Origin of the sequence: Pseudomonas sp. LSJ-87, from assembly GCF_032971465.1 — a bacterium.
In the GTDB taxonomy this organism is placed as follows: domain Bacteria; phylum Pseudomonadota; class Gammaproteobacteria; order Pseudomonadales; family Pseudomonadaceae; genus Aquipseudomonas; species Aquipseudomonas putida_Z.
On sequence record NZ_JAWJYQ010000001.1, the window covers coordinates 546716 to 562883 of the forward strand.

The following is a 16168-nucleotide window of genomic DNA, read 5'->3' on the forward strand; positions in this document are numbered from 1 at the left end:
AACGCTCCTGGAAAAAGCCGGCCAAGCGGGCCGGGCTGAGCCTTAGACGCCAAATCCACCTGCAGGTTGCAAGGCGGACCGGGAACGTGTTCTGTTACTCAAGTGTACTCGGCAAGCAGGATGCATATGGACTACCACAGCCCCTACTTCTTCGGTTACCTACTCGGCCTGGTTCACCTGCTGGGTATCGTCGCCGCACTGCACGCACTATTCACCGTGCGCACTGCCCAGGGCGCAATCGCCTGGGCCATGCCGTTGTTCTTCATCCCCTACCTCACCCTGATCCCTTACCTGATCTTCGGTGCGCGCTCGTTCTATGCCTACATCAAGGCCCGGCGCCAGGCCAACCAGGAAATGCATGTGGCCATGGCCAACCTCAACTGGCGGCCTTGGGTAGAAGAAGCCCTTACCGCCCGCGAGTCGGAAAGCTATGCGGCGTTGCGCGCCATGCCCAAGCTCGGGCGCATGCCCTGCCTTGCCAATAACGAGGTGAAGCTGCTGATCGATGGCAAGGCAACATTCGATGCAATATTCGCCGCCATCGAAAAAGCCCGCGACGTGGTGTTGGTGCAGTTCTTCATCATCCATGACGACAACCTTGGCAAAGCGCTGCAGCAACTGCTGCTGCGCAAGGCCGCCGAGGGGGTGCGGGTGTTCGTGCTGTATGACCGTGTCGGTAGCCATGCCTTGCCGGCAAGCTACAGCCAGTTGCTGCGCGACGGTGGTGTACAGATTCATGCCTTCGCAACCCGTCGTGGCTGGTTCAACCGCTTCCAGGTGAACTTCCGTAACCACCGCAAGATCGTGGTGGTGGATGGCTTGCTCGGTTTCATCGGCGGGCACAACGTTGGCGATGAGTACCTCGGTGGCCACCCGCAGCTCTCACCCTGGCGCGACACCCATGTGCAGATCAGCGGGCCAGTGCTGGCCTGCCTGCAGGAATCGTTCGCCGAAGACTGGTACTGGGCCACGCGCCAGCTACCGCCGCTGATTCTGCCGGATGCCTACCCGGACAACGGCGTGCTGTGCCAAGCCTTGGCCAGCGGCCCGGCCGACCCACAGGAAACCTGCTCGCTGTTCTTCCTTGAGGCGATCCATTCAGCCACCCGGCGCGTGTGGATCACCAGCCCGTACTTCATCCCCGACGAGGCGGTGTTCGCCGCATTGCGTTTGGCGGTACTGCGTGGGGTCGATGTGCGAGTGCTGATTCCGTCACGCCCAGACCATCGCATCGTCTATGCCGCCTCCAGCCTTTTCGCCTTTGAAGCGGTACGTGCGGGTGTGCGCATGTTCCGCTACCAACCGGGCTTCCTGCATCAGAAGGTGGTGCTAGTGGACGACGATGTCAGCGCGATTGGCAGTGCCAACCTGGACAACCGCTCGTTCCGCCTGAACTTCGAAATTACCCTGCTGACGGTCGACCGCGGCTTCGCTGACCAGGTCGAGAACATGCTGAACAATGACTTTGAACAGGCGCGGGAAATTACTGCGGAGGACAGCCGGGATACTCATCGGCTGCAGCAACTGGGGATGCGGATTGCGCGGCTGATTTCGCCGATTCTCTGATGCGCCTGCGCCCGTTGCAGGGTATCGCGGACCTTGTGGGAGCGGGTTTACCCGCGAAGACGTCAGTGGCTGTACCGACGCATTCGCGGGTAAACCCGCTCCCAAAGGGTGTATGGTGTCGCGCTTGCGTGCTTTGGAGCAATTCAGCGATACAGGTCTTCACGCGTCCAAGGCAGGTCATGGTGCCCATCGGCGTACGGCTTCACGGCCAGAATCTGATGCAGGTTGATCCACCCCTTCTGGAAGGCATAGGCACACCCGGCCAGGTACAGGCGCCAGATGCGCAAAGTCTTCTCGGGCACCAGCGCCGCCGCCTTGTGCAGCTGGTTCTCCAGGTTCTCGCTCCAGTGGTGCAAGGTCTTGGCGTAGTGCAAACGCAGGCTTTCCACGTCTACCACCTCCAGTCCCGCTTCACAGATGCTGGCACTGATCATCGACAGGTGCGGCAGCTCGCCATGGGGGAAGACGTAGCGATCGATGAACTCGCCAGCGCCACGCCCGACCGGGCGGCCATCGACATGCTTGGCGGTGATACCGTGATTCATCACCAGCCCCCCTTCCCTCACGGCACCGAACAGCTTCTGGCTATACAGCGCCAGGTTGGCATGCCCGACATGCTCGAACATGCCAACGCTGACAACCTTGTCGAAGCGGCCATCCTGAGGCAGGTCGCGGTAGTCGAGAATCTGCAGGTCGACCTTGTCGGCCAACCCCTCTGCCTTCACCCGCTCGCGACCGAGCTTGAGTTGCTCCTTGCTCAAGGTGATACCAAACACCTTGGCGCCATATTCGCGAGCAGCGAAACGCGCCAGCCCGCCCCAGCCGCAGCCGACGTCGAGCAGGTACTCACCTGCGTCCAGGCGCAGCTTGCGGCATAGATGATCGAACTTGTCCTGCTGTGCCTGATCCAGCGTGTTGTCCGGCTCGCGGAAGTAGGCGCACGAGTAGGCCATGTCCTGATCCAGCCATAGCTGGTAGAACGCGTTGGAAACATCGTAATGGTAGGAAATGGCTTCAGCGTCGGTGCTCTTGTCATGGGCCCGGCGCTGCGGTGGGGCGTCGTCCTCATCGGTCAGTAGCGCTTCGCTCAGCTCATCGCATACGCGGATGGCTTCACCAATATCGCCCTCCAGCTCCAGCTTGCCTTCGACGAATGCCGTGCCCAGCTGGTCCATGCTCGGGTGGCTCAACTGGCTGATCAGCTGTGGCTCCTTGACCAGAATAGTGACCTGCGGGCTAGGCCCCAGATCGAACTGGTTACCGTCCCACAGTTTCAGCCGCAGCGGCAGATGCAGGCTCTGCAATGCCGGTGGAAGTTGCGCAAGCATGAACGACCCTCCTGTCCGTATTTGGCCACGACGCCTGATATTTCGAACGTCGCCGGATCAGAGTAGTTCATTCGTGGGATGTTTCCTCTAAACGAGACCATGGTCTAGAACCAACTGATCTTATCCAAGCAGCAGATTGTATACAATTTTTGCATCTCAGCTTAACCTTGTGCCCCTCTTGCGCTTCTTCATCCTGGAGTTGAACCCATGAAATCCTATGACGTGGTGATCATCGGCGGTGGCCCTGGCGGCTACAACGCAGCCATCCGCGCCGGCCAACTGGGCCTGAGCGTAGCCTGCGTGGAAGGCCGCCAGACCTTGGGCGGCACCTGCCTGAACGTGGGCTGCATGCCCTCCAAGGCATTGCTGCATGCTTCCGAGCTGTACGAAGCCGCCAGTGGTAACGAGTTCGCCCACCTCGGTATCGAAGTCAAACCTACCCTCAACCTCGCCCAGATGATGAAACAGAAGGACGAGAGCGTGACCGGCCTGACCAAGGGCATCGAGTACCTGTTCCGCAAGAACAAGGTCGACTGGATCAAGGGCTGGGGCCGCCTGGATGGCGTCGGCAAGGTCGTGGTCAAGGCTGAGGACGGTAGCGAAACCGCACTGCAGGCCAAGGACATTGTCATTGCCACCGGCTCCGAACCTACGCCCCTGCCGGGCGTGACCATCGACAACCAGCGCATCATCGACTCGACCGGCGCGCTGTCGCTACCACAGGTGCCCAAGCACCTGGTCGTCATCGGCGCCGGCGTGATCGGCCTTGAGCTGGGTTCGGTATGGCGCCGCCTGGGCAGCCAGGTCACGGTCATCGAATACCTCGACCGCATCTGCCCGGGCACCGACGAAGAAACCGCCAAGACCCTGCAGAAGGCCCTGGCCAAGCAAGGCATGGTGTTCAAGCTGGGCAGCAAGGTGACCCAGGCCAGCGCCAGCGCCGATGGCGTGAGCCTGACCCTGGAGCCGGCCGCCGGTGGCACCGCAGAAACGCTGCAGGCTGACTATGTACTGGTCGCCATTGGCCGCCGCCCCTATACCAAAGGGCTCAACCTGGAAAGCGTGGGCCTGGAAACCGACAAGCGCGGCATGCTCGGCAACGACCACCACCGCACTTCCGTGCCGGGTATCTGGGTGATTGGCGACGTCACCTCCGGCCCGATGCTGGCGCACAAAGCCGAAGACGAAGCGGTGGCCTGCATCGAACGCATCGCCGGCAAGCCCCACGAGGTCAACTACAACCTTATCCCTGGCGTGATCTACACCCGTCCGGAGCTGGCCACCGTGGGCAAGACCGAAGAGCAGCTCAAGGCCGAAGGGCGTGCCTATAAAGTCGGCAAGTTCCCGTTCACGGCCAACAGCCGGGCCAAGATCAACCACGAGACCGAAGGCTTCGCCAAGGTCATCGCCGATGCCGAGACCGACGAAGTGCTGGGTGTGCACCTGGTAGGCCCAAGTGTCAGCGAGATGATCGGTGAGTTCTGCGTGGCCATGGAGTTCTCGGCCTCGGCGGAAGACATCGCCCTCACCTGCCACCCCCACCCGACCCGCTCCGAGGCCTTGCGCCAGGCAGCGATGAATGTGGACGGGATGGCGATGCAGATTTGATGTGAGATAGCCGGGGCTGCTTTGCAGCCCATCGCGACAAGGCCGCTCCTACAGGATATTGCGTTCTCCTGTAGGAGCGGCCTTGTGTCGCGATGGGGCGCAAAGCGTCCCTGGCTTCTGGCTTACTCGACCGTAACCGACTTGGCCAGGTTACGCGGCTGGTCCACGTCGGTGCCCTTGAGCACGGCCACGTAGTAAGACAGCAGCTGCAGCGGGATGGTGTACAGGATCGGCGCCAGGGCGTCGGCGATGTGCGGCACCTTGATCACGTGGGTACCTTCGCCATTGGTCATGCCGGCCTGCTCATCGGCAAACACTACCAGCTCGCCACCACGGGCGCGTACTTCCTGCAGGTTGGACTTCAGCTTCTCCAGCAGTTCGTTGTTCGGCGCAACGGTAACTACCGGCATGTCGCTATCCACCAGCGCCAGCGGGCCGTGCTTCAGCTCGCCTGCCGGGTAGGCTTCGGCGTGGATGTAAGAGATTTCCTTGAGCTTGAGCGCACCTTCCATCGCCACCGGGTACTGCGCACCACGGCCGAGGAACAGGGTGTGGTGCTTGTCGGCGAACAGCTCGGCGATTTTCTCGACGGTGGCGTCCATGGCCAGGGCTTCGCCCAGGCGGGCCGGCAGGCGGCGCAGCTCGTCAACCAGCTCGGCTTCGACGCCGGCTTCCAAGGTACCGCGCACCTGGCCCAGAGCCAGGGTCAGCAGCATCAGCGAAACCAGCTGGGTGGTGAAAGCCTTGGTCGACGCCACGCCGATTTCCGGGCCAGCCAGAGTCAGCAGGGTCAGGTCCGACTCACGCACCAGCGAGCTGATACCGACGTTGCAGATCGCCAGGCTACCGAGGAAGCCCAGCTCCTTGGCGTTGCGCAGTGCGGCCAGGGTGTCGGCGGTTTCGCCAGACTGCGAGATGGAGACGAACAGGGTGTCCGGCTGAACTACCACCTTGCGGTAACGGAACTCGCTGGCCACTTCGACCTGGCACGGGATCCCGGCCAGGCTTTCCAGCCAGTAACGGGCGACCATGCCGGCGTGGTAGCTGGTACCGCAGGCAACGATCTGCACGTTACGCACCTTGGCGAACAGTTCGGCAGCCTGCGGGCCGAAGGCCTGGACCATCACGTTGTCCTTGCCCAGGCGACCTTCCAGGGTGCGCTGCACCACGCTTGGCTGCTCGTGGATTTCCTTGAGCATGAAGTGGCGGTAGGTGCCTTTGTCGGCAGCTTCGGCACCTTCGTGGTACTGCACGGTTTCGCGCTGGACCTTGTGGCCATCCTGGTCCCAGATGGAGACCTGGTCACGGCGAATTTCGGCGATGTCGCCTTCTTCCAGGTACATGAAGCGGTCGGTGACCTGGCGCAGGGCCAGCTGGTCGGATGCCAGGAAGTTCTCGCCCAGGCCCAGGCCGATGACCAGCGGGCTGCCACTGCGTGCGGCTACCAGGCGGTCAGGCTGCTTGGCACTGATCAGCGCCAGGCCGTAAGCACCATGCAGGCGCTTCACCGCAGCCTTCAGGGCATCGGTCAAGTCCGGAACGCTCTTCAGGGTATGGTGGATCAGGTGGACGATGACTTCGGTATCGGTCTGCGAAGTGAAGACATAGCCAAGGCCCTTCAGCTCTTCGCGCAGTTCTTCGTGGTTCTCGATGATGCCGTTGTGCACCACGGCCACTTCATTGCCCGAGAAGTGCGGGTGGGCGTTGCCCTCGGTCGGCGCACCGTGGGTGGCCCAGCGAGTGTGGGCGATGCCCAGCTGGCCGGCCAGTGGCTCGGCGGCAACAGCGGCTTCCAGTTCACTGACCTTGCCGATACGGCGACGGCGCTGCAGTTCACCGTTCTGGGTGAGGACGGCCAGGCCGGCGCTGTCGTACCCGCGGTACTCAAGACGCTTGAGGCCTTCGATCAGGATGGCTGTGATGTTGCGTTCGGCGACGGCACCAACGATTCCACACATGGTTTATTGCTCCTGGCTGATCGCGGCGCAGATCAGGTTGATGCCGCGGGCTTGAATTTGTTCGCGTGCCGCTGCGGGCAGGCGTTCGTCAGTAATAAGGGTGTGCACGCTGCCCCAGGGCAGCTCGAGATTGGGGATCTTGCGCCCTACCTTGTCCGATTCGACCATCACGATCACTTCACGGGCGACTTCGGCCATGACCCGGCTCAGCCCGAGAAGTTCGTTGAAGGTGGTGGTACCACGACCGAGGTCGATGCCGTCGGCGCCGATGAACAGCTGGTCGAAATCGTAGGAGCGCAACACCTGCTCGGCCACCTGGCCCTGGAACGACTCGGAATGCGGGTCCCAGGTGCCACCGGTCATCAGCAGCACCGGCTCGTGTTCGAGGTCGCAGATGGCGCGGGCCACGTTCATCGAATTGGTCATCACCACCAGGCCAGGATGGCGCCCCAGTTCGGGGATCATGGCTGCCGTGGTGCTACCGCTGTCGATGATGATGCGCGCATGTTCGCGGATACGTGCCACGGCGGCGCGGGCGATGGCCTTTTTATAGGAAGACACCGGCTGGGCAGGTTCGCCGAGCAACTCTTGTGGCACCGGGACCGCGCCACCGTAGCGCCGCAGCAACAGGCCGTTGGTTTCGAGGGCAGCGAGGTCCTTGCGGATGGTGACTTCCGAGGTAGCGAAACGCTTGGCCAACGCATCCACACTCACCTCGCCCTGCTCGCTGAGCAAAGCCAGGATGTTGTGCCGCCGCTGCGGGGTATTTCGTTTCGACATGAGCGCTTAAGTTTCGATTCGAAAGATAATGGCGGCAATCAAAACCTAAGATGAGCGATTCGTCAAGGTGTCACTGCCTGTGGATAGTTTCTTCCGGCAATCGCCATGCCCTTGTGGGAGCGGCCTTGTGTCGCGAAAGGGCCGCAAAGCGGCCCCAATGATTTCACAGGCAACGCGAATATTGCCGGGGCTGCTTCGCAGCCCTTTCGCGACACAAGGCCGCTCCCACAAGTAACACCAAACGACCAAGAAAAAAGCCGACTTATTCACATAAGTCGGCTTTCGATCGAAACAGCTGTGTATAACTCAGCTCTTCTTGATCTTTTCCGGCCGCTTCCAACCCGAGATGTTGCGCTGACGCGCACGAGCCACCGCCAGGTCGCCTGCCTCCACGGTCTGGGTGATGGTCGAACCAGCAGCAGTGGTCGCACCAGCCTTGATTTCCACAGGCGCTACCAACGAGTTGTTCGAGCCGATGAACACGTCCTCGCCCATCACGGTCTTGAACTTGTTGGCGCCATCGTAGTTGCAGGTAATGGTGCCGGCGCCGATGTTGGTGCGCGCACCGATTTCGGCATCGCCCAAGTAGGTCAGGTGACCGGCCTTGGCGCCTTCCCCGAGGTGGGCGTTTTTCAGTTCGACGAAGTTACCCACATGGGCCTTGGCGTCCAGCACGCTGCCCGGGCGCAGGCGGGCGAACGGGCCGGCATCGCTGCCCTCGCCCATCACGGCGCCTTCGAGGTGGCTGTTGGCCTTGACCACTGCGCCTTTGCGCAGGGTGGTGTTCTTGATCACGCAATTAGGGCCGATCTGCACATCATCCTCGATGACCACCTTGCCTTCGAGAATCACGTTGATGTCGATCAGCACGTCACGGCCAACGGTCACTTCACCGCGGACATCGAAGCGCGCCGGGTCGCGCAGGGTCACACCCTGGGCCATCAGGCGACGACCTTCGCGCAACTGGTAGTGGCGCTCCAGCTCCGACAACTGGCGGCGGTCGTTGGCACCTTGCACTTCCATCGGGTCGTGCGGCTGTTCGGTAGCCACCACCAGGCCATCGGCCACAGCCATGGCGATGACGTCGGTCAGGTAATACTCGCCCTGAGCGTTGTTGTTCGACAGACGGCCCATCCAGTCGGCCAGGCGCGCGGCTGGCAGGGCCAAAATACCGGTGTTGCCTTCCTTGATCGCTTTCTGCGCATCGTTGGCGTCCTTGTGCTCAACGATGGCGGTCACCTTGCCCTGCTCGTCACGCACGATGCGGCCATAGCCGGTCGGGTCGTCGAGGGTCACCGTGAGCAGGCCCAGCTGCTGCTCGTTGGCCTTGGCCAGCAGACGCTGCAGGGTTTCCACTTCGATCAACGGCACATCACCGTACAGCACCAGCACGGTTTCGGCGGTCAAGCCCGGTAGTGCCTGGGCAACCGCATGGCCGGTACCCAGCTGCTTGTCCTGCATGACGAAGTTCAGGTCATCGGCGGCCAGGCGCTCGCGAACCAGCTCGGCCCCATGGCCAATCACCACATGAATACCTTGCGGCTGCAGCTGGCGCGCGCTGTGGATAACATGGCCGAGCATGGAGTTGCCGGCTACCGGGTGCAGCACCTTGGGCAGCGCCGAGCGCATGCGGGTGCCTTGGCCGGCGGCGAGAATAACGATATCGAGTGACATTACTGGCTACCAATCCTGGGTGGTCAGTGAAATGACCGGGGAGAAATCAGAAAAAGAAAAAGGGTAGCCGAGGCTACCCTTTTACTCAATCGCAACAGAAGTTATCAGCCGAGGGCCGATTACTTGCCTCTGCGCATTTGCTGGACGGTACGCAGCTGAGCTGCGGCCTCGGCCAGACGTGCGGCGGCGGCGCCGTAGTCGAAGTCCGCGCCTTTCAGATTCAGGGCGTTCTCGGCAGCCTTGAGGGCTTCCTGAGCCTGAGCTTCATCCAGGTCTGCAGCACGTTGCACGGTATCGGCAAGCACCTTGACCATGTTCGGCTGAACCTCGAGGAAACCACCAGAGATGTAGAACACCTCTTGGGCGCCACCCTGCTTGGTCAGCGTAATCGGACCAGGCTTGAGATTGGTGATCAGCGGCGCGTGACCCGGAGCGATACCAAGATCACCTAGGTTACCGTGCGCAACTACCATCTCGACCAGGCCGGAGAAGATCTCTCCTTCCGCGCTGACGATATCGCAATGGACTGTCATAGCCATCTGCTTGCCTCAACCTGATAGCGCCCCTTGCGGGGCGCAGGAATTACAGTTTCTTGGCTTTCTCGATCGCTTCGTCGATGCTGCCGACCATGTAGAACGCTTGTTCTGGCAGGTGGTCGTAGTCACCTTTGAGGATGCCGCTGAAGCCAGCGATGGTGTCTTTCAGGGAAACGTACTTGCCTGGCGAACCGGTGAAGACTTCGGCCACGAAGAACGGCTGCGACAGGAAGCGCTGGATCTTACGAGCGCGGGCTACCAGTTGCTTGTCGGCTTCGGACAGTTCGTCCATACCCAGGATCGCGATGATGTCCTTCAGCTCTTTGTAGCGCTGCAGAACATACTGAACGCCACGAGCGGTCTCGTAGTGCTCGTTGCCGATCACGTTCGGGTCCAGCTGGCGCGAAGTCGAGTCCAGTGGGTCGACCGCTGGGTAGATACCCAGGGAGGCGATGTCACGGGACAGAACGACGGTGGCGTCCAAGTGGGCGAAGGTGGTCGCTGGCGACGGGTCGGTCAAGTCGTCCGCAGGTACGTATACGGCCTGAACGGAGGTGATCGAACCTTCCTTGGTGGAGGTGATACGCTCTTGCAGAACGCCCATCTCTTCAGCCAGGGTCGGCTGGTAACCTACTGCCGAAGGCATACGGCCCAGCAGTGCGGATACTTCGGTACCGGCCAGGGTGTAACGATAGATGTTGTCGACGAACAGCAGAACGTCGTTACCTTCGTCACGGAACTTCTCGGCCATGGTCAGGCCGGTCAGCGCTACGCGCAGACGGTTTCCTGGTGGCTCGTTCATCTGACCGTAGACCAGCGCTACCTTGTCGAGAACGTTGGAGTCCTTCATCTCGTGGTAGAAGTCGTTACCCTCACGAGTACGCTCACCCACACCAGCGAACACGGAGTAACCGCTGTGTTCCATGGCGATGTTACGGATCAGTTCCATCATGTTTACGGTCTTGCCGACACCGGCACCACCGAACAGACCAACCTTACCACCCTTGGCGAACGGGCAAACCAGGTCGATAACCTTGATGCCGGTTTCCAGCAGGTCGTTGCCGCCTGCCTGGTCAGCGAACGAAGGCGCTGGCTGGTGGATACCGCGACGCTCTTCTTCGCCGATCGGGCCGGCCTCGTCGATCGGGTTGCCCAGTACGTCCATGATACGGCCCAGGGTGGCCTTACCAACAGGAACGGAAATGGCAGCGCCGGAGTCAACGACTTCCAGACCGCGCTTCAGGCCTTCGGTCGAGCCCATCGCAATGGTACGAACCACGCCGTCGCCCAGCTGCTGCTGAACTTCCAGGGTGGTTTCCGCGCCTTGTACTTTCAGCGCGTTGTAAACACTCGGCACGACGTCACGTGGGAATTCCACGTCGATGACGGCGCCGATGATTTGAACGATACGTCCGCTACTCATAGCTGGATCCTCTGAATATTTGAACCGTTAAACCGCGGCAGCGCCGCCGACGATTTCCGAGATCTCCTGGGTGATCGCAGCCTGACGCGCCTTGTTGTAGATCAACTGAAGCTCTTTGATCAAATCACCGGCGTTGTCTGTGGCGTTCTTCATGGCGATCATCCGGGCCGCTTGTTCAGCAGCGTTGTTCTCGACCACCGCCTGGTACACCTGCGACTCCACGTAACGCACCATCAAGCCGTCCAGCAGCTCTTTTGCGTCGGGTTCGTACAGGTAGTCCCAGTGATGCTTGAGATCCTGATCCGGGGTTGCCACCAACGGTACCAATTGCTCGACCGTTGGCTTCTGGGTCATGGTGTTGATGAACTTGTTCGAAACCACCGAGAGGCGATCGATACGGCCGTCCAGGTAGGCGTCCAGCATTACTTTGACGGAGCCGATCAGATCGTTGATCGATGGCTCTTCGCCCAAGTGGCTGATCGCGGCTACGACGTTGCCGCCAAAGATGCGGAAGAAAGTCGCACCCTTGCTGCCGATCACGCACAGGTCGATTTCCACGCCCTGTTCGCGGTTTTCGTTCATGTCCTTGACCAGGGCCTTGAACAGGTTGGTGTTCAAGCCACCGCACAGACCACGGTCACTGCTCACCACGATATAACCGGCGCGCTTTACAGGGCGCTCGATCATGAACGGGTGGCGGTATTCCGGGTTGGCGTTGGCCAGATGACCGATCACCTGGCGGATACGCTCCGCGTAAGGACGGCTAGCAGCCATGCGCATTTGTGCCTTGCGCATCTTGCTGACCGCCACTTTCTCCATGGCGCTGGTAATTTTTTGCGTGCTTTTGATGCTCGCAATCTTACTGCGAATCTCTTTTGCGCCTGCCATGTATCACCTATCAGGTTAGCAAGCGGGGGCCTGAGCCCCCGCTGCGGCTTACCAGGTCTGGGTGGCCTTGAACTTCTCGATACCGGCTTTCAGGCCTGCGTCGATTTCGTCGTTGAAGTCACCCTTCACGTTGATCTTCGCCATCAGTTCAGCGTGATCACGGTTGAAGAAGGCGATCAGTGCTTGCTCGAAGCTACCGATCTTGGAGACTTCTACGTCAGTCAGGAAGCCACGCTCAGCGGCGTACAGCGACAGGGCCATGTCCGCGATGGACATCGGCGCGTACTGCTTCTGCTTCATCAGCTCGGTAACGCGCTGACCATGCTCAAGCTGCTTGCGGGTCGCTTCGTCCAGATCGGAAGCGAACTGGGCGAATGCAGCCAGTTCACGGTACTGAGCCAGAGCGGTACGGATACCACCGGACAGCTTCTTGATGATCTTGGTCTGAGCGGCACCACCTACGCGGGATACCGAAACACCGGCGTTCACTGCAGGGCGGATGCCCGAGTTGAACATGGCCGATTCGAGGAAGATCTGACCGTCGGTGATGGAAATCACGTTGGTCGGAACGAACGCGGAAACGTCGCCAGCCTGGGTTTCGATGATCGGCAGGGCGGTCAGGGAACCGGTTTTGCCAGTCACAGCACCGTTGGTGAACTTCTCGACGTACTCTTCCGAAACGCGCGATGCACGCTCCAGCAGACGGGAGTGGAGATAGAACACGTCACCTGGGTACGCTTCACGTCCTGGTGGACGGCGCAGCAGCAGGGAGATCTGACGGTAGGCAACGGCCTGCTTGGACAGGTCATCGTAAACGATCAGGGCGTCTTCACCGCGGTCACGGAAGAACTCGCCCATGGTGCAGCCGGCGTATGGCGCCAGGAACTGCAGTGCGGCGGATTCCGAAGCACTGGCAACGACCACGATGGTGTTGGCCAGGGCGCCGGCTTCTTCCAGCTTGCGAACGATGTTGGCAACGGTGGAACGCTTCTGGCCGACAGCAACATAAACACAGAAAATACCGGAGTCTTTCTGGTTGATGATGGCGTCAATGGCCATGGCGGTCTTGCCGATCTGACGGTCACCGATGATCAGCTCGCGCTGGCCACGGCCGACAGGGATCATGGCGTCGACGGACTTGTAGCCAGTCTGTACAGGCTGGTCTACCGACTTACGCCAGATCACGCCTGGAGCGACCTTTTCGACCGCGTCGGTTTCGGTGGTGGTCAGAGGACCTTTGCCATCGATCGGGTTACCCAGAGCGTCGACGACGCGGCCCAGCAGGCCTTTGCCGACCGGAACTTCCAGGATGCGACCGGTGCACTTGGCGCTCATGCCTTCGGCGAGGGTGTCATAGGCACCCAGGATCACTGCACCAACGGAGTCTTGCTCCAGGTTCAGGGCCATGCCGAATACGCTGCCAGGGAACTCGATCATTTCGCCGTACATGACGTCGGCCAGACCGTGGATCCGCACGATACCGTCGGATACCGAAACAACGGTACCTTCGTTACGGGCTTGGGAGCTCACATCGAGGTTGTCGATGCGGCCCTTGATGATTTCACTAATTTCGGAAGGATTGAGTTGCTGCATTGCTCTGCTGCCCCTTCAAACTCAAGATTTCAATGCTTCGGCCAGTTTCGCGATTTTGCCGCGAACAGAGCCATCGATTACCAGGTCACCAGCGCGGATGACGACGCCGCCAATCAGGCTGGCATCCTCCGACGCGTGCAGGCGCACTTCCTGGCCTAACCGTGCACTGAGAACCTTGGCGAGTTTGTCTTGCTGTTCTTGGTTCAACGCGAAGGCACTGGTGACTTCCACGTCCACGGATTTCTCTTGCTCGGCCTTGTACAGGTCGAACAGGGCGGCAATCTCCGGCAGAAGCAGGAGACGGTCGTTTTCCGCGGCAACATGAATGAAATTCCGTGCCTGTGCATTGAACTTGTCACCGCACACGTCAATGAACGTGGCGGCCTTTTCTGCGCTCGTCAGTCGCGGGGCCTTGAGCAGGCGCTGCATGGTGTCGTCTTGCGACACCGCAGCAGCCAGGCCGAGCATGGCTGACCAATTGGCCAGTTGCTGATGGGCCTGGGCATGCTCAAAGGCAGCCTTAGCGTAAGGTCGGGCCAACGTGGTCAGTTCTGCCATGATCGCCCTCGCTTAAATTTCAGCGGCCAGTTTGTTAACCAGCTCCGCATGCGCGTTTTGATCGATTGTGGCGCCAAGGATCTTTTCAGCACCACCAACGGCCAGGGCACCCACTTGGGCGCGCAGGGCGTCTTTAGCGCTGTTCAGTTCCTGTTCGATCTCGGCCAGAGCCTGAGCCTTCACACGGTCAGCTTCGACGCGGGCCTGATCACGGGCTTCCTCGACAAGCTGAGCAGCGCGTTTCTTGCTTTGCTCGATGATTTCGGCTGCCTGTGCTTTAGCTTCACGCAGTTGCTGACCCGCTTTCTCTTGGGCCAGCTCCAGGTCGCGAGCTGCGCGGTTGGCAGCGTCCAAACCGTCGGCAATCTTCTTTTGGCGCTCTTGCAGGGCAGTGATGACCGGAGGCCATACATACTTCATGCAGAAGAGTACAAAAATCAGAAAAGCAACGGATTGGCCAATCAGGGTTGCATTAATGTTCACGCCAACACCTCGCTCGGTCTTAATTCATACAGCCATCAACTCGTGGTGACGAGTGATTAGCCGGCGATCTGACCAACGAACGGATTCGCGAAGGTGAAGAACAGAGCGATACCAACACCGATCATGGTTACGGCGTCGAGCAGACCGGCAACGATGAACATTTTAACCTGCAGCATCGGAACCATTTCTGGTTGACGAGCAGCGCCTTCCAGGAACTTGCCGCCCAGCAGGCCGAAACCAATGGCGGTACCCAGAGCACCCAGGCCGATCAGCAGAGCAACAGCGATAGCGGTCAGACCAACTACAGTTTCCATCTTTCCTCCCGACTTTTACGTCGTATTGGTTAGGTTTTTAGTTTGAAGCGGTAAAACAAATCGTTTGGTACAGCATGCCCTTGCGGACTTTTTAAGCCCTCCCCCCGAACAGGCGGGGAAGGCTATCAGACACGCCAGGCGGTCTTAATGGTTATCTTCGTGAGCCATCGACAGGTAGACGATGGTCAGCATCATGAAGATGAAAGCTTGCAGGGTGATGATCAGGATGTGGAACACAGCCCACGCCCATTGCAGCACCACACCCAGGCCGCTGAGCCACAGCAGGCCGGAGCCGAACATTACAGCGATCAGGATGAACACCAGTTCGCCGGCATACATGTTGCCGAACAGACGCAGTGCCAGCGAGATCGGCTTGGCGATCAGGGTGACGAATTCCAGCAGGAAGTTGACCGGAATCAGCAGGATCTGAACGAAGATGTTCTTGCTGCCGAACGGGTGCAGGGTCAGCTCACCGATGAAGCCGCCCAGGCCCTTGACCTTGATGCTGTAGAAGATGATCAGGGCGAACACGCAGAAGGCCATGGCCAGGGTCGCGTTCGGGTCGGTGGTCGACACGGCGCGGAACGGAATGTGCGGGTCACCGGAGATCAGGATGGCCAGCTGAGGAATCCAGTCGACCGGTACCAGGTCGACGGCGTTCATCAGGAATACCCAGACGAAAATGGTCAGCGCCAGCGGAGCGATTACCGGGCTACGGCCGTGGAAGGAGTCCTTCACGCTGCCGTTGACGAAGTCCACCATCACTTCTACGAAGTTCTGCAGGCCGCCAGGTTGGCCGGAAGTCGCCTTCTTGGCCGCCATGCGGAAGATGAACAGGAAGATCAGACCCAGCGCGACGGACCAACCCAGGGTGTCCAGGTGGAACGCCCAGAAGCCCATTGCCTTGGCTTCTGCAGCCGAATGGGCGAAGCCCCAGCTGCCGTCTGGTAGTTGACCGTAGGTCAGGTTCTGCAAGTGGTGCTGGATATAGCCCGAAGCGGTTTCTGCTGCCATGGTTGCCTCAAACGCCCTAAGGTCTCGAAAGTCTTTTATTCATCAGCAGGGGCGCGAACCAGCTGACCAAAAGGGTCAACACGAAGACGCCGAATACTGCTAACGGCGCCAGTGGCTTCACTCCTGCGAAGGTCAGTGCAAAAAGCACTGCCGTCAAAATCATCTTGCCTGCCTCGCCAGCGTAGAACGACTTGACGATGGCTTGTGCCGCCCGGGCCCCGCTGAAGCGAAAAGCCTTCCAGGCGAAATACACATTGGGTAGCCAGGCAATCAAACCTCCGCAAAGGCCTGAATATCCACTGACCGCCCCTTTCCACTGCCACAACACCAACGTTGCCAGCAGCAGTACGACGAATTGAGCCAGCAGTACCGGGAAAACCGCCCAGCGATGGAAAGGCAGGCGGTTTGGCGTGCGGATTTCCATCACAACTGCTCCTCGGAAGTC

General features: G+C 60.2%; 15 protein-coding genes. 2 read left to right on the forward strand and 13 right to left on the reverse strand.

Going from position 1 to position 16168, the window contains the following annotated elements; all coding sequences use genetic code 11:
* Window positions 1–126: 126 nt before the first annotated feature.
* Window positions 127–1566, forward strand: a complete 1440-nt coding sequence (cls, locus tag RYH74_RS02395; RefSeq protein WP_084785309.1) for a cardiolipin synthase — start codon at window positions 127–129, stop codon at window positions 1564–1566.
* A gap of 143 nt (window positions 1567–1709) precedes the next feature.
* Here the strand turns inward: cls and cfaB are convergent, their stop codons facing one another.
* Window positions 1710–2894 carry a C17 cyclopropane fatty acid synthase CfaB gene (cfaB, locus tag RYH74_RS02400; protein ID WP_317408906.1) on the reverse strand — a complete coding sequence of 395 codons (1185 nt, stop codon included), beginning with the start codon at window positions 2892–2894 and terminating at the stop codon, window positions 1710–1712.
* Between the two features lie 207 nt (window positions 2895–3101).
* On the opposite strand from cfaB, the gene lpdA reads away from it, so the two are divergent.
* On the forward strand, window positions 3102–4502 hold the full coding sequence (gene lpdA, locus RYH74_RS02405) for a dihydrolipoyl dehydrogenase (protein WP_317408907.1): 1401 nt from the start codon (window positions 3102–3104) through the stop codon (window positions 4500–4502).
* Window positions 4503–4624: 122 nt separating this feature from the next.
* Here the strand turns inward: lpdA and glmS are convergent, their stop codons facing one another.
* From glmS to RYH74_RS02465, 12 genes are all read right to left on the reverse strand, one after another.
* Entirely contained in the window at window positions 4625–6460 is a 1836-nt protein-coding gene (gene glmS / locus RYH74_RS02410; protein ID WP_317408908.1) for a glutamine--fructose-6-phosphate transaminase (isomerizing), read from the reverse strand.
* Between the two features lie 3 nt (window positions 6461–6463).
* The gene (locus RYH74_RS02415; RefSeq protein ID WP_015268400.1) at window positions 6464–7240 is read right to left on the reverse strand and encodes a DeoR/GlpR family DNA-binding transcription regulator; all 777 of its coding nucleotides are present in this window, start codon (window positions 7238–7240) and stop codon (window positions 6464–6466) included.
* 306 nt (window positions 7241–7546) lie between these two features.
* Window positions 7547–8914 carry a bifunctional UDP-N-acetylglucosamine diphosphorylase/glucosamine-1-phosphate N-acetyltransferase GlmU gene (gene glmU / locus RYH74_RS02420; protein ID WP_085588874.1) on the reverse strand — a complete coding sequence of 456 codons (1368 nt, stop codon included), beginning with the start codon at window positions 8912–8914 and terminating at the stop codon, window positions 7547–7549.
* Window positions 8915–9033: 119 nt separating this feature from the next.
* On the reverse strand, window positions 9034–9453 hold the full coding sequence (locus tag RYH74_RS02425; protein ID WP_003260039.1) for a F0F1 ATP synthase subunit epsilon: 420 nt from the start codon (window positions 9451–9453) through the stop codon (window positions 9034–9036).
* 43 nt (window positions 9454–9496) lie between these two features.
* On the reverse strand, window positions 9497–10873 hold the full coding sequence (gene atpD, locus RYH74_RS02430) for a F0F1 ATP synthase subunit beta (protein WP_013974904.1): 1377 nt from the start codon (window positions 10871–10873) through the stop codon (window positions 9497–9499).
* A 27-nt stretch (window positions 10874–10900) separates the two neighbouring features.
* Window positions 10901–11761, reverse strand: coding sequence for a F0F1 ATP synthase subunit gamma (atpG, locus tag RYH74_RS02435; protein ID WP_013974905.1), 861 nt, complete (start codon window positions 11759–11761; stop codon window positions 10901–10903).
* 48 nt (window positions 11762–11809) lie between these two features.
* Window positions 11810–13354, reverse strand: coding sequence for a F0F1 ATP synthase subunit alpha (gene atpA / locus RYH74_RS02440; RefSeq protein WP_013974906.1), 1545 nt, complete (start codon window positions 13352–13354; stop codon window positions 11810–11812).
* Window positions 13355–13375: 21 nt separating this feature from the next.
* On the reverse strand, window positions 13376–13912 hold the full coding sequence (locus RYH74_RS02445) for a F0F1 ATP synthase subunit delta (RefSeq protein WP_003260034.1): 537 nt from the start codon (window positions 13910–13912) through the stop codon (window positions 13376–13378).
* 12 nt (window positions 13913–13924) lie between these two features.
* A complete protein-coding gene (locus RYH74_RS02450) occupies window positions 13925–14395 on the reverse strand; it encodes a F0F1 ATP synthase subunit B (RefSeq protein WP_003260032.1) in 471 nt (156 codons plus the stop codon).
* 56 nt (window positions 14396–14451) lie between these two features.
* A complete protein-coding gene (gene atpE / locus RYH74_RS02455; protein WP_003097235.1) occupies window positions 14452–14709 on the reverse strand; it encodes a F0F1 ATP synthase subunit C in 258 nt (85 codons plus the stop codon).
* 144 nt (window positions 14710–14853) lie between these two features.
* On the reverse strand, window positions 14854–15723 hold the full coding sequence (gene atpB, locus RYH74_RS02460) for a F0F1 ATP synthase subunit A (RefSeq protein WP_003260030.1): 870 nt from the start codon (window positions 15721–15723) through the stop codon (window positions 14854–14856).
* Window positions 15724–15739: 16 nt separating this feature from the next.
* Window positions 15740–16147, reverse strand: a complete 408-nt coding sequence (locus RYH74_RS02465) for a F0F1 ATP synthase subunit I (protein ID WP_008092225.1) — start codon at window positions 16145–16147, stop codon at window positions 15740–15742.
* Between the last annotated feature and the right edge of the window lie 21 nt (window positions 16148–16168).